Origin of the sequence: Micromonospora sp. WMMD714 (assembly GCF_029581315.1) — a bacterium.
In the GTDB taxonomy this organism is placed as follows: domain Bacteria; phylum Actinomycetota; class Actinomycetes; order Mycobacteriales; family Micromonosporaceae; genus Micromonospora; species Micromonospora rifamycinica.
Genome location: NZ_CP120744.1, coordinates 346704 through 360696, shown reverse-complemented (window position 1 = coordinate 360696; position 13993 = coordinate 346704). Strand labels below are relative to the sequence as shown.

Annotated in this window: 10 protein-coding genes; 9 read left to right on the top strand and 1 reads right to left on the bottom strand. The window is 73.5% G+C overall.

Going from position 1 to position 13993, the window contains the following annotated elements; all coding sequences use genetic code 11:
* Positions 1–4: 4 nt before the first annotated feature.
* From O7625_RS01610 to O7625_RS01590, 5 genes are all read left to right on the top strand, one after another.
* Positions 5–1318 carry a homoserine dehydrogenase gene (locus O7625_RS01610; RefSeq protein ID WP_282274040.1) on the top strand — a complete coding sequence of 438 codons (1314 nt, stop codon included), beginning with the start codon at positions 5–7 and terminating at the stop codon, positions 1316–1318.
* A gap of 114 nt (positions 1319–1432) precedes the next feature.
* The gene (thrC, locus tag O7625_RS01605; RefSeq protein WP_282343763.1) at positions 1433–2482 is read left to right on the top strand and encodes a threonine synthase; all 1050 of its coding nucleotides are present in this window, start codon (positions 1433–1435) and stop codon (positions 2480–2482) included.
* A 145-nt stretch (positions 2483–2627) separates the two neighbouring features.
* On the top strand, positions 2628–5900 hold the full coding sequence (locus O7625_RS01600; protein ID WP_282343761.1) for an efflux RND transporter permease subunit: 3273 nt from the start codon (positions 2628–2630) through the stop codon (positions 5898–5900).
* Between the two features lie 145 nt (positions 5901–6045).
* Entirely contained in the window at positions 6046–6888 is an 843-nt protein-coding gene (locus O7625_RS01595; RefSeq protein WP_282343759.1) for a polysaccharide deacetylase family protein, read from the top strand.
* Between the two features lie 11 nt (positions 6889–6899).
* Positions 6900–8144 (top strand): MFS transporter, encoded by a 1245-nt coding sequence (locus O7625_RS01590; protein ID WP_282343757.1) that lies wholly within the window; start codon positions 6900–6902, stop codon positions 8142–8144.
* Positions 8145–8158: 14 nt separating this feature from the next.
* On the opposite strand, the gene O7625_RS01585 is transcribed toward O7625_RS01590, so the two are convergent.
* Positions 8159–8557, bottom strand: a complete 399-nt coding sequence (locus O7625_RS01585) for a hypothetical protein (protein ID WP_282343755.1) — start codon at positions 8555–8557, stop codon at positions 8159–8161.
* Between the two features lie 107 nt (positions 8558–8664).
* Here O7625_RS01585 and thrB point away from each other — a divergent pair, with 107 nt between their 5' ends.
* The 4 genes from thrB to prfA all read left to right on the top strand — a co-directional run bounded on the left by thrB (position 8665) and on the right by prfA (position 13992).
* A complete protein-coding gene (gene thrB, locus O7625_RS01580; protein ID WP_067313523.1) occupies positions 8665–9609 on the top strand; it encodes a homoserine kinase in 945 nt (314 codons plus the stop codon).
* 295 nt (positions 9610–9904) lie between these two features.
* A complete protein-coding gene (gene rho, locus O7625_RS01575; protein ID WP_282343753.1) occupies positions 9905–11953 on the top strand; it encodes a transcription termination factor Rho in 2049 nt (682 codons plus the stop codon).
* Between the two features lie 598 nt (positions 11954–12551).
* On the top strand, positions 12552–12776 hold the full coding sequence (gene rpmE / locus O7625_RS01570; protein ID WP_067314506.1) for a 50S ribosomal protein L31: 225 nt from the start codon (positions 12552–12554) through the stop codon (positions 12774–12776).
* Between the two features lie 127 nt (positions 12777–12903).
* Positions 12904–13992, top strand: a complete 1089-nt coding sequence (prfA, locus tag O7625_RS01565) for a peptide chain release factor 1 (RefSeq protein WP_067314508.1) — start codon at positions 12904–12906, stop codon at positions 13990–13992.
* Position 13993: the final 1 nt, after the last annotated feature.

Genomic DNA, 13993 nt, shown 5'->3' with positions numbered 1-13993 from the left:
ACCTGTGCGCTTGGCCCTGCTCGGTTGCGGAACGGTGGGCAGCGAGGTGGTCCGGCTGCTGCACACCCAGGCCGCCGACCTGGCCGCCCGGATCGGCGCTCCGTTGGAGATCGCCGGCATCGCCGTCCGCCGGGTCGGCCGGGACCGGGGTGACCTCCCCGTCGACCCGGCGCTGTTCACCACCGACCCGCTCGGCCTGATCAAACGCGACGACGTGGACGTGGTCGTCGAGGTGGTCGGCGGCATCGAACCGGCGCGGAGCTGGCTGGTGGAGGCGCTGCGCGCCGGCAAGAGCGTGGTCACCGCCAACAAGGCGCTGCTCGCCGAGGACGGCGCGGCCCTGCACGACGCGGCGGCCGAGGGCGGGGCCGACCTCTACTACGAGGCGTCCGTGGCCGGGGCGATCCCGCTGCTGCGCCCGCTGCGCGAGTCGCTGCACGGCGACCGGATCAACCGGGTCACCGGCATCGTCAACGGCACCACCAACTTCATCCTCTCCGCGATGGACGCCACCGGCGCCGGCTTCGCCGAGGCGCTGGACGAGGCGACCGAGCTGGGGTACGCCGAGGCCGACCCGACCGCCGACGTGGAGGGCTTCGACGCCGCCGCCAAGGCCGCCATCCTGGCCTCGCTCGCCTTCCACACCCGGGTCACCGCCGCCGACGTGCACCGCGAGGGCATCACCGAGGTCACCGTCGCCGACATGGCCAGCGCCAAGGCGATGGGCTGCACCATCAAGCTGCTCTGCATCGCCGCCCGGGGCACCGACGCGGCCGGTGGGGAGACGGTCAGCGTCCGGGTGCACCCCGCGATGATCCCGCTGACCCACCCGCTGGCCAGCGTCGGCGACGCGTTCAACGCGGTCTTCGTCGAGGCCGAGGCGGCCGGGCAGTTGATGTTCTACGGCCGGGGGGCCGGTGGGGCGCCGACCGCCAGCGCGGTCCTCGGCGACGTGGTGGCGGTGGCCCGCAACCGGCTCGCCGGGGCGTACGCGGCCAGCGAGTCCGCCTACGCCGACCTGTCGGTCCGGCCGATGGGCGAGGCGCTGACCCGCTACCACATCAGCCTCGACGTGGTCGACCGCCCGGGTGTGCTCCAGGCGGTGGCCGGGGTGTTCGCCCGGCACGACGTCTCCATCGCCACCGTCCGGCAGGGGCCGGCCGGTGGCGGCCCGGCGGGGCGGGGCGAGGACGCCGACCTGGTGATCGTCACCCACGTCGCCCCGGACGCCGCGCTCGCCGCGACGGTACGGGAGCTGCGCGGGCTGGACATCGTCCGCTCGGTGGCCAGCGTGCTGCGGGTCGAGGGCGGGGCGTGACCCGGCGTCTCGCCTGATGGTTATCAGTGGGTGTGCCGGCGCCCGGTCGGCGAGGCTGGTCCAGGCTGGCAGGGGCTCCGGCACGGCCGGGGCGGCAGAGGCGAGGAGAGCGACATGTGGCGGGGCCTGATCGAGACCTACCGGGACCGGCTGCCGGTCACCGACGCCACGCCCGTGGTCACCCTGCACGAGGGGAACACCCCGCTGCTGCCCGCGCCGGCGCTCTCCGCCCGGCTCGGCGCGGACGTCTACCTGAAGGTCGAGGGGGCCAACCCGACCGGCTCGTTCAAGGACCGGGGCATGACGGTCGCCGTCTCCAAGGCCGTCGAGGCCGGCGACAAGGCGATCATCTGTGCCTCCACCGGCAACACCAGCGCCTCCGCCGCCGCGTACGCGGCCCGCGCCGGGATCACCTGCGCGGTGCTGGTGCCGCAGGGCAAGATCGCGCTGGGCAAGCTGGCCCAGGCGCTGGTGCACGGGGCCAAGCTGCTCCAGGTGCAGGGCAACTTCGACGACTGCCTCGCGCTGGCCTCGAAGCTCGCCCAGGACTTCCCGGTGGCCCTGGTCAACTCGGTCAACCCGGACCGGCTGCACGGCCAGAAGACGGCCGCCTTCGAGATCGTCGAGGCGCTCGGTGACGCCCCCGACATCCACTGCCTGCCGGTCGGCAACGCCGGCAACATCTCCGCCTACTGGATGGGCTACTCGGAGGACCTGCGGGCCGGCAACGCCACCCGCGCCCCGAGGATGTACGGCTTCCAGGCCGCCGGGGCGGCCCCGATCGTCAGCGGCCAGGTGGTGCCGGAGCCGTCGACCATCGCCACCGCCATCCGGATCGGCAACCCGGCGAGCTGGACCAAGGCCCTTGACGCCCGGGACGCCTCGCAGGGGCTGATCGCCGCGGTCACCGACCGGGAGATCCTCGCCGCCTACCGGCTGCTGGCCCGGGAGGTGGGGGTCTTCGTCGAGCTGGGCAGCGCGGCCAGCGTGGCCGGTCTGCTCCAGCAGGGGGCCGAGGGCCGGGTGCCGGCCGGGGCGACGGTGGTCTGCACGGTCACCGGCCACGGCCTGAAGGACCCGGAATGGGCGATCTCCACCGCGCCCGCCCCGATCACCATCGCCAACGACGCCCTGACCGCCGCCCGCTCCCTCGACCTGGCCTGATCCCGGTCCCGGCCCGGGCGGCGGTGCCCGCCGGCGTGCCGTCCCAGCGACCCGGCCGGCGGTGACCACCCCGTTACGGGTGGGGGAGACCGGATCGGGCAGACTTTCCTACGCCTGTCCCCTCTCCCAGGAGTGAGCCACGCCGATGTCGCTGCTCGCCAGATCAAGCCTCGCCAACCGGGGGCTCGTCGCCCTCATCGCGGTGGTGACCGCGGCGTTCGGGGCGTTCACCGTCCCCTCGCTCAAGCAGCAGCTCCTGCCGTCGCTGGAGTTCCCCGGGGCGTTCGTCGTCGCGGTCTACCCGGGCGCGTCGCCGGAGATCGTCGAGGCGCAGGTCACCGAGCCGATCGAGAACAGCCTCCAGGGCATCGCCGGGCTGGAGAAGGTCACCTCCACCTCGCGCGAGGGGTCGGCGACGATCGCCGTGGAGTTCGCCTTCGGCACCGACATCGACGACGCGGCCAACAAGATGCAGACCGCGCTGAGCCGCGTCGACGCGCAGCTCCCGGCCGACGTCGACCCGCAGGTCCTCACCGGCAGCACCGACGACCTGCCGGCGGTGGTGCTGGCCGCCACCGGTGGCGGTGACGAGCGGGCGCTCGCCGAGCGGCTGCGCGCCACCGTCGTACCCGAGCTGGAGGGGATCGACGGCGTCCGCACGGTCGCCGTGACCGGCACCCGCGAGCAGGTCGTGACGATCGTGCCGGACCCGGCGAAGTTCGCCGCCGCGAAGCTGACCCCGACCGCGATCAGCACCGCGCTGAAGACCAACGGCATCGCCGTCCCGGCCGGCGCGGTCGTCGACGGCACCAGCACGCTGCCGGTGCAGGTGGGGGCACCGGTCACCACCCTCGACGAGTTGCGCGGCATCGCGCTCACCCCGACCGCGCCGAAGGCCCCGGCGGTCCGGCTCGGCGACGTGGCGACCGTGGAGCAGCAGCTCGCCCCGGCCACCGCGATCACCCGCACCAACGGCAAGGAGAGCATCGGGATCCAGGTCACGGCGGCCCAGGACGGCAACGCCGTACGCGTCTCGCACGAGATCCGGGACCGGCTCGACGATCTGCGGTCCGCCTCCGGCGCCGAGCTGACCATCGTGTTCGACCAGGCCCCGTTCGTGGAGAAGTCGATCGAGAGCCTGACCACCGAGGGGCTGCTCGGCCTGCTGATGGCGGTCGTGGTGATCCTGGTCTTCCTGCTCTCGGTCCGCTCCACCCTGGTCACCGCGGTCTCCATCCCGCTGTCGGTGGTGGTGGCGCTGCTCGCCCTCTGGATCGGCGACTACTCGCTCAACCTGCTCACCCTGGGCGCGTTGACCATCGCGGTCGGGCGGGTGGTCGACGACTCGATCGTGGTGTTGGAGAACATCAAACGCCACCTGGAGTACGGCGAGCCGAAACGGGACGCCATCGTCACCGCCGTCCGCGAGGTGGCCGGGGCGGTCACCGCGTCGACGCTCACCACGGTGGCGGTGTTCGCGCCGATCGCCCTGGTGGGTGGCTTCGTCGGGCAGCTCTTCGCGCCCTTCGCGATCACCGTCACGGTTGCCCTGCTCGCCTCGCTGCTGGTGTCGTTGACGGTGATCCCGGTGCTGGCGTACTGGTTCCTCAAGCCGCCGCGTGACGGGGCGGACGAGGCGGTGCGCCGGGCCGCCGAGGCCAAGGAGCTGCGCAGCCCGTTGCAGCGGGCGTACCTGCCGGCGATCGGGTTCGCCACCCGCAGCCGCCGGACCCGGTGGATCACCGTGGCGGTGGGCATCCTGCTGCTGTTCGGCACGTTCGGGCTGGCCCAGAAGCTGGAGACCAACTTCCTGGACGACTCCGGCCAGGACACCCTCAACATCAGCCAGAAGCTGCCGGCCGGGGCGGGGCTGGCCGCCACCGACCAGGCGGCCCGCCTGGTGGAGGGGGTGCTGGGGCGTACCGACGGGGTCGAGTCGTACCAGGTGAGCGCGGGCGGCAACGACCAGCCGTGGCTGGCCGGCGGCGGCAACAACACCGCCCAGTGGTCGGTCGCGCTCGACGGTGACACCGACGCCAAGGAGATGCGGCAGGTCCTGCGCGGGGAGTTCGACCGGCTCGGTGCCGCCGCCGGGGAGCTGAGCTTCGGCACCGGGCAGGGCGCCACCTCGGGCAACCAGCTGGAGGTGGTGGTCAAGGCCGCCGACACCGACACCCTGAACCGGGCCGCCGAGCAGGTCCGGGCCGCGATGGCCGGCATCTCCGGGGTCGAGGACGTGGCCACCAGCCTCTCCGAGCGGGTGCCCCGGGTCGACGTCACCGTCGACCGGTTGGCCGCGGCCCGGGTGGGGCTCAGTGAGGCGGCGGTCGGGCAGCTCGTGTCGCAGGCGTACCGGGGCAGTCCGCTGGGCCGGGTGACGCTCGACGGCGGTCAGCAGGACGTGGTGCTGCGGACCACCGCCACCCCGCCGACGACCGAGGAGCAGTTGCGGGCGCTGCCGGTGGGTCCGGTGAAGCTGGACGACATCGCCGACGTGAGCCGGGGCGAGGGGCCGCAGCAGGTCACCCGGATCGACGGCGAGCGCAGCGTGTCGGTGACCGGGACGGCCACCGGCTCGAACCTCGGCGCGACCACCGCGGAGCTCAAGAAGCGGCTGGCCGACGTGGACGTGCCGGGGGCGACGGTCGCCGTGGGCGGGGCCAGTGCCCAGCAGGAGGACGCCTTCGGTGACCTGGGCCTGGCCGTGCTGGCCGCGATCGCGATCGTCTTCCTGATCATGGTGGCGACGTTCCGGAGCATCACCCAGGCGCTGATCCTGCTGATCTCCATCCCGTTCGCGGCGACCGGCGCGATCGGTCTGCTGCTGGCCACCGGGACGCCGTTGGGCGTGCCCGCGCTGATCGGCGTGCTCATGCTGGTCGGCATCGTGGTGACCAACGCGATCGTGCTGCTGGACCTGGTCAACCAGTACCGGGCGCAGGGGATGGGCGTCACCGAGGCGGTGGTCGAGGGCGGTCGGCGGCGGCTCCGGCCGATCCTGATGACCGCGGTGGCCACCATCTTCGCGTTGCTGCCGATGGCCCTCGGGCTCACCGGGGAGGGCGGCTTCATCTCCCAGCCGCTCGCGGTGGTGGTGATCGGCGGCCTGCTCAGCTCCACCCTGCTCACCCTGGTCCTGGTGCCGACCCTCTACACGATGGTGGAGCGCACCAAGGAGTCGCTGCGGGCGCGGCGGGCCGCCCGGCGGGGCGACGCCCCCGCCGACGGTGACCCGACCGGCACCCCCGACGACCGGGACGCCGAGGTCCCGGTTCCGGTGGGTGCCCCGGCCGCCGGGGCGTCGGCCGAGGCGCCGGGCCGCCCGACCCCGTCCGCGGCGCTGGTGGACGGCACCGACCAGTTCGAGGTGCTGCGGCTGCCGAAGAGTCGCCGGTCACCGCTCCCGCCGGCCGAGTAACCTCCGCCGTCGCGCGTGCCGCGCCCCCGGTCCGGGTGTCCCCGGCCGGGGGCGCGTCGCGTCGGGCCCGGGACATCGGGTCGACCGACGGGTACGGTCAGCCCGTGGGCATCGACTTTCCGTCAGCACCGACCCACCCTGGGTGATGGCAGCCGAGGCGGAGCCGGCCGGTCCCGGCGGCGGACGGTGGGGCCGGCGACGGGTGCTGCGTGGTGGGGCGCTGCTGGCCGGGGGCGTCGCCCTGGGGGCCGCCGGCATGTCGCAGGGCACCTGGCTCGCCGACCGGCACCTGCCGTTGTCCACCGGCCCGGCCAGCGCCACCGTCGGCAACCGGCGGCAGGACGTCGGCGCCGGTGCGATCCAGGTGGTCTGGCACGTGCCGACCACCGAGCGGCTGGTCGCGCTCACCTTCGACGACGGGCCGCTGCCGCAGTGGACCCCGACGGTGCTGGACACCCTCGACCGGTACGCGGTGCCGGCGACCTTCTTCCTGGTCGGTAGCCGGGTACGCCGGCACGCCGACCTGATCCGGGGTCGGCTGGCCCGGCACGAGGTCGGCAACCACAGTTGGCGGCACCGTGACCTGGCCAGGCTGGCCGCCGCCGCCGTGCACGACGACCTGCGCCGCTCGCACGACGCCATCGCCGAGGTCACCGGGGTGCCGCCCCGGCTGGCCCGGCCGCCGTACGGGCACCTGGGCGGTGGGGTGCTGCACGCCGCCGTACGCCTCGACTACCGCATCGTGCTCTGGTCGTTGCAGATGGTGGAGGGCGAGTTCCCGGACGACCCGGCCGGACACGCCCGGCGGATCGTGGCCGACGTGGTGCCGGGCACCATCCTGCTGGCCCACGACGCCGGCCCGGCGAACCGGCAGGTGGCGTTGCGCGGTCTGGGCGAGATGATCACCGGGCTACGGTCCCGCGGCTACACCTTCGTCACGGTCTCCCAGCTCCTGGGCCGCACGACTGCCCCCCGCCAGGGCGGGTAGGGTCCGGGCACGTGTCGTCTCCGCTCTCGGTCCTGGTCCGCAACCGGGACTTCCGCAACCTCTTCCTGGCTGAGCTGGTCGTCTTCGGTGCCGACTGGTTCGTCATGGTGCCGCTGCTGGTGCTGTTGCCGGAGCTGACCGGCAGCGGGGTGTGGGGTGCCCTGGTGCTGGCGCTGGACACCGGGGTGCTGGCGTTGCTGCTGCCGTACACCGGGACCATCGCCGACCGGTTCGACCGCCGGAAGGTCATGATGGCCGCGAACGGCCTGACGCTGCTCGGCGTGCTGCTGCTGCTCGGCGTCCGGAGCGCCGGTACGGCCTGGCTGGCCATGGTGGCGATCAGCCTGGTGGCGGTCGGCAAGGCGTTCTACTCGCCGTCGGCGCAGGCCGCCCTGCCCAACGTGCTCGACCCCGCCGACCTGGCCGCGGGCAACGCCGTGGCCGGGTCCGCCTGGGGGACGATGACGGTGGTCGGCGCGTCCCTCGGCGGCGTGTTGAGCGCGGCGGTCGGGCCGTACGCCTGCTTCTGGGTGGGGGCGGTCGGCCTGGTGCTGGCGGCGGGCCTGGCCGCGCGGATCCGCCGCCCGTTGCAGGCGGCCCGGGAACCCGGTCGGCCGATGCCGCGCACCTGGGCGGCGATCGGCGAGGCGTTGGGCCACATCCGGCACCGGCCGAGGGTGCTGGCGCTGGTCACGGTGAAGTCGGCGGTGGGGCTGGGCAACGGCGTGCTGACCGTCTTCCCCCTGCTGGCCGCCCTGTACGGGGTGGGTCCGGTCGGCACCGGGCTGCTCTTCGCGGCGCGCGGGGCGGGGGCGCTGGTCGGGCCGATCCTGATGCGTCGGGTGCTGACCAACCGGGCCTGGCTGCTGCCCGGTCTGGCGCTGTCGATGTCGCTGTACGGGCTGGCCTATCTGGGCGCGGCGGTGACGCCCTGGTTTCCGCTGGTGGTGGTGCTGGTCTTCGTGGCCCACTTCGGCGGTGGCAGCAACTGGGTGCTGTCGAACTTCGCGCTCCAGGGTGAGGTGCCCGACCGGCTGCGGGGCCGGGTGTTCGCCACCGACATGATGCTGGCGACCCTGGCGATCTCGGTCAGCCAGCTGGTGGTCGCCGGCGTGGTCGACCGGGTGGACGAGCGGCTGGTGCTGGCCGGCTGCGGCCTGGTCACCCTGGTGTACGCGGTCGGTTGGCGGATCGCGACCCGCCGGCTCTCGCTCACCGACCCGGTCACCGGCACCGACCCGCTGCCCGCCCGCTGACCGCCGGCCGGGACTCAGTCGGCGCGGTCGACCTGCGGCGGCGTCCAGGCCCCCCACGGTCGGCCGGGTACGGGGGTCGGGGTGCGGCCGACGAACACGGCGGCGGCGATGAGCCCCAGGCCGACGGGGTAGCCGAGCCAGCGGACCACGTTGACGGTGAGGTTCATCAGCTCGAACTGCCGCATCCCGCCGGAGAGGGAGCGCGACCGGAGCAGCTCCGGCAGGGCGGTCACCCAGGCGGCGCCGAGCAGCTCCAGCAACAGCAGGATGACGGCCCCGGCCAGCAGCAACGACCGGACCCGGCCCGGCAGCCGGCGGCGGGCGGTGGCGGCGAGCACCACGATGCCGAGCAGGGTCAGCAGCACGGGCAGGTGGCCCAGCAACTGGGTGAGCCGGTAACCGAACATGTCCATCCGTCCTCCCGACCGGGGTGGGGTCGGCGTCAGGCTAACCGAGGTGATCCAGTCCCACCGTCCGGGCGAGCGGACGCGACGTCGGCCCCTGGCCCTAGCATGGGTCGGTGCCGACGACTTTCGCCTCCGGGCCGGTGCGGGTGCGGGTGCCCGCGACCAGTGCCAACCTGGGCCCCGGGTTCGACGCCCTCGGGCTGGCCCTCGCCCTGCACGACGACGTGGCCGCCGAGGTGGTCCCGGCCGGCGTCCGGGTGACGGTGGCCGGCGAGGGCGCCGGTGAGTTGCCGCCGGACGACCGACACCTGGTGGTGGTCGCCATGCGGGCCGCCTTCGAGCAGCTCGGTGGGCAGCCGCCGGGGCTGGCGCTGGAGTGCGTCAACCGCATCCCGCAGGCCCGCGGCCTGGGCTCCTCCTCGGCGGCGATCGTGGCCGGGGTGCTGCTGGCCCGCGCGTTGGTCACCGACGGCGAACGGCGGCTCGACGACGACGCGGTGCTCCGGCTGGCGGCCGGGATCGAGGGGCACCCGGACAACGTCGCCCCCTGCCTGCTGGGCGGGTTCACCATCGCCTGGACCGAGCCGGCCGGCGGTCGGGCGGTCTCGCTGCCGGTCGCGGCCGGGGTACGGCCCACGGTCTTCGTGCCGGCCGGGCGGGGGCTGACGGCCACCGCGCGGGCGGCGCTGCCGTCGACGGTGCCGCATCCGGACGCGGCGTCGAACGCGGGCCGGTCGGCGTTGCTGGTGCACGCGTTGACCACCGAGCCGGCGTTGCTGCTGCCGGCCACCGTCGACCGGCTGCACCAGGATTACCGCGCGGCGGGAATGCCGGCGACCGCGGCCCTGGTCGGTGAGCTGCGTGCGGCGGGTGTGGCCGCCGTGGTCAGTGGGGCGGGGCCGACGGTGCTGGCGTTCGACGCGCCGCCCGAGGGGTTCACCCCGGGAACAGAATGGGAAGTCTGGCGGTTGCCGGTAGAGGTGCGCGGAGCGACGGTCGCACGGGGTAGACTTGGACACGCCGAGCGGGGCCCTGTTGCCGCAGGTCGGAAGAGTTGATTACGCTCTAGACTCAGCACAGCCGCGAAGCACGCGATCTCTCTGCGGGTCGGCGCACCCCGAAGCTCTCGGCGGTCAGCCCGTCACCCCTGCCAAAGGCCCACGCCGCACCGCAGTTTCCGCAGGTCGCCGCAGACGGCGAGACCTGCTCACCGACGTTGGTGAGTTGGGAAACCGCCCGGCTGCTGTGCCACAGACTCCCGCGACGCGTCATGCGAGGCGGGTGCACCGAGGCCGCCCGGCCACCTTGCTTGTCGATCCCGGGCAGTCCCGGCCTATCGAGGGAAGGAATCCATTGAGCGACACCACCGACGTGACGTCGGATGTTTCCAACGTCGCTGGCGATGCCACCACCGCCGCCCCCGCCCGCCGTCGGCGCAGCGGCACCGGCCTGTCGGCGATGCTGCTGCCGGAGCTGCAAAGCCTGGCCGCGTCGCTCGGCATCTCCGGGACGGCTCGCATGCGTAAGGGCGAGTTGATCAGCGCGATCTCCGAGCGGCAGCAGGGCGGCGCCGCGACCGGCACCCCTCGACCGCGGGCCGAGGTGGCCGCCGCGGCTGCCCCCGTCCGGGAGGAGGTGCGCGCCGAGGTCGCCCCGGAGCGGGTGACCGAGCCGGCGGCGACCCCTGCCGCCACCGGCGAGACCGAGGGCCGGACCAGGACCCGGCGCAGCCGGGCCAGCACCGCCGAGGCGCGACCGGTCGCCGAGGCGCGGCCCGTCGAGGCCCGTACCGAGGAGCCGCCGATCGAGACCGGTGAGCGCCCCGAGCGGGCCGAGGGACGCGGCGGTCGGGACCGTGGCGAGCGGGCCGAGCGCGGCGAGCGGGCCGGCGGCGAGCGGGCCGAGCGGACGGACGGCGACCGGGCCGGTCGCGCCGGCAACGAGCGGTCCGGTGGCGACCGGGCCGAGCGGGCCGGCAACGAGCGGTCCGGCGCTGACCGGGCCGAGCGGGCCGGCAACGAGCGGTCCGACCGTAACGACCGGTCCGAGCGGTCCGACCGTAACGACCGGGGTGACCGGGTCAACGACCGGGGTCAGCGCGACAACCGCGACAACCGGGACGACTCGGACGACGACGGCGAGGGTGGCGGCCGGCGCGGCCGGCGCAGCCGGTTCCGGGACCGTCGGCGTGGCCGGGGTGACCGGGTCGAGGGCGGCAACGACAACGGTGGTGGCCGCGAGCCGCAGGTCGGCGAGGACGACGTGCTGGTGCCGGTCGCCGGCATCATCGACGTGCTCGACAACTACGCCTTCGTCCGGACCACCGGCTACCTGGCCGGCCCGAACGACGTCTACGTCTCGATGTCCCAGATCAAGAAGCACGGCCTGCGCCGGGGTGACGCGATCACCGGTGCCGTCCGGGCCGCCCGGGACGGCGGCGGCAGTGGCGACCAGCGGCGGGACAAGTACAACCCGCTGGTCCGGCTGGACACCATCAACGGCATGGAGCCGGAGGAGGCCCGTCGCCGGCCGGAGTTCTACAAGCTCACGCCGCTCTACCCGCAGGAGCGGCTGCGGCTGGAGACCGAGCCGCACATCCTCACCACCCGGGTGATCGACCTGGTGATGCCCATCGGCAAGGGGCAGCGCGCGTTGATCGTGTCGCCGCCCAAGGCGGGCAAGACGATGGTGCTCCAGGCCATCGCGAACGCCATCACCCGGAACAACCCGGAGTGCCACCTGATGGTGGTGCTGGTGGACGAGCGGCCGGAAGAGGTCACCGACATGCAGCGGTCGGTGAAGGGCGAGGTCATCGCGGCCACGTTCGACCGTCCGCCGCAGGACCACACCACGATCGCCGAGTTGGCGATCGAGCGGGCCAAGCGCCTCGTCGAGCTGGGCCACGACGTGGTCGTCCTGCTCGACTCGGTGACCCGGCTCGGTCGGTCGTACAACCTGGCGGCGCCGGCCTCCGGCCGGATCATGTCCGGTGGTATCGACTCCACGGCGCTCTACCCGCCGAAGCGGTTCCTGGGCGCGGCCCGCAACATCGAGAACGGCGGCTCGCTGACCATCCTCGCCACCGCGCTGGTGGAGACCGGGTCCATGGCGGACACGGTCATCTTCGAGGAGTTCAAGGGCACCGGCAACGCCGAGCTGAAGCTGGACCGGAAGATCGCCGACAAGCGGGTCTTCCCGGCGATCGACATCAACCCCTCCGGCACGCGCAAGGAGGAGGTCCTGTTCGCGCCGGAGGAGCTGGCGATCATCCACAAGCTCCGCAAGGTGCTGCACTCGCTGGATTCGCAGGCCGCGCTGGATCTGCTGATCGACCGGCTCAAGCAGTCCCGTACCAACATCGAGTTCCTGATGCAGATCGCCAAGTCGACGCCGGGGGAGTGACCCCACCTGGGTGAGACCGCCACGAAGGGCACGGCCGCTGCGGCCGTGCCCTTCGTCGTACCCGGAACTGCTGTTACGGGGAAATTCCACCGTAGAACTTTCTTTCATTGGGATTCCTGCTCTTGAAAATCCTGTGCGCGGCCGGGTTGACTGGGACACACGGGTTCGCGGTCATCCGGCCGGGGCGCGATCACCGAGGGCGGCGGTAAGACCTGGGGAGGCGTCCGCCGCCCGGCTGCCCCGTCGGGCGGGCTCCTGAACCTGGGGGAGGAGCCCGCCCGTTCCCGCCCGGTCGCCGCGCCCGGCCCACCGCCCGGCCCTCCGCCCGGTGGCCGCGCCCTGTCCGCCGCGCCCGGCCGCTCGCGCCGGTCTCCGCGCCGGGTGAGGAATGTGGGTCGGGAGCGGCGGGAATGCGACCCGGTGAGCGGGCGTTACCACTGCCGGACCGATCGTGTGGCCCGCCCGTCGGGTCGGCTCACGCCCATGGCACACTGGTCAATCGGCCACCGGTTCCGGTTCACGCCCGAGTCCGTCGCGCACCAGGCGGCGGGGGATCAGCGGCGACCCGGCGACCACCTGACGAAAGGACCGAGGCGACATGAAGCCCAACATCCACCCCGAGTACGTGACCACCGAGGTCAAGTGCTCGTGCGGCAGCTCCTTCACCACCCGCAGCACCGCCAAGGGTGGCGCGATCAGCGTCGAGACCTGCAGCGCCTGCCACCCGTTCTACACCGGTAAGCAGCGCGTCCTCGACACCGCCGGCCGGGTCGCCAAGTTCCAGCAGAAGTACGCCAAGGTTCAGGCGAAGAAGGCCAAGTAGCTTCACCGACGACGCCCGTGTCCGGCCCCGTGCCGGACGCGGGCGTTCGTCCGTTCCGCCTACTTTCGCCGTCCTGTGCCCTGCCGTCCTGCCCTGCCGTCCCGTCCCCGTCGAAGGAGCATCCCGTATGAGCAGCGAGCGCCTGGCCGCCCTCCTCGACGAGTACGCCGAGCTGGAGAAGCGGCTGGCCGACCCGGCCATCCACGCCGACCAGAACACCGCGCGACGGGTCGGCCGCCGCTATGCCGAGCTGGTCCCACTGCACAAGGCCGCAGGCGAACTGGAGCAGGCCCGGGCGGATCTGGTCGCGGCCCGGGAGCTGGCCGCCGAGGAACCGGCCTTCGCCGAGGAGGCGGAGTCGATCGCGGCGACCCTGCCGGTGCTCGAGGAACGGCTGGCCGAGCTGCTGATCCCCCGGGATCCGCACGACGCCAAGGACGTGATCATCGAGATCAAGGCCGGTGAGGGCGGGGAGGAGTCGGCGCTCTTCGCCGGGGACCTGCTGCGGATGTACACCCGGTACGCCGAGCGGCACGGCTGGCTGACCGAGGTGATCGACGCGCAGGACTCCGACCTCGGCGGGGTCAAGGACGTCTCGTTGGCGATCAAGACCAGGGGAGTCCCGGACGCCGGCAACGGGGTCTGGTCCCGGCTCAAGTGGGAGGGCGGCGTGCACCGGGTGCAGCGAGTCCCGGTCACCGAGTCGCAGGGGCGCATCCACACCAGCGCGGCCGGGGTGCTGGTGCTGCCCGAGGCCGAGGAGGTCGACGTCACCATCGACCCGAACGACCTGCGGATCGACGTGTTCCGGTCGTCCGGGCCGGGTGGGCAGTCGGTGAACACCACCGACTCGGCCGTCCGGATCACCCACCTGCCGACCGGCGTGGTGGTCTCCTGCCAGAACGAGAAGTCCCAGTTGCAGAACCGGGAGCAGGCGATGCGGATCCTGCGGGCCAGGCTGCTGGCGGTGGCCCAGGAGCAGGCCGACGCCGCCGCCTCGGACGCCCGCAAGGCGCAGGTCCGCACCGTGGACCGCTCGGAGCGGATCCGCACCTACAACTTCCCGCAGAACCGGATCACCGACCACCGGATCGGCTACACGGCGTACAACCTCGACCTGGCCCTCGCCGGGGAGCTGGACGGCGTCCTGGACGCCCTCACCGAGGCCGATCGCGCCGCCCGGCTCGCCGGCGACACCGAACTGACCCGCCACTGAC

Bases quoted from the DNA above. Each gene is read 5' to 3' on its own strand.
- O7625_RS01600 (WP_282343761.1), top strand. From the start codon at position 2,628: ATGTCGCTGCTCGCCAGATCAAGCCTCGCCAACCGGGGGCTCGTCGCC.
- thrC (WP_282343763.1), top strand. From the start codon at position 1,433: ATGTGGCGGGGCCTGATCGAGACCTACCGGGACCGGCTGCCGGTCACC.
- prfA (WP_067314508.1), top strand. From the start codon at position 12,904: ATGAGCAGCGAGCGCCTGGCCGCCCTCCTCGACGAGTACGCCGAGCTG.
- O7625_RS01585 (WP_282343755.1), bottom strand. From the start codon at position 8,557: ATGGACATGTTCGGTTACCGGCTCACCCAGTTGCTGGGCCACCTGCCC.
- O7625_RS01595 (WP_282343759.1), top strand. From the start codon at position 6,046: ATGGCAGCCGAGGCGGAGCCGGCCGGTCCCGGCGGCGGACGGTGGGGC.
- rpmE (WP_067314506.1), top strand. From the start codon at position 12,552: ATGAAGCCCAACATCCACCCCGAGTACGTGACCACCGAGGTCAAGTGC.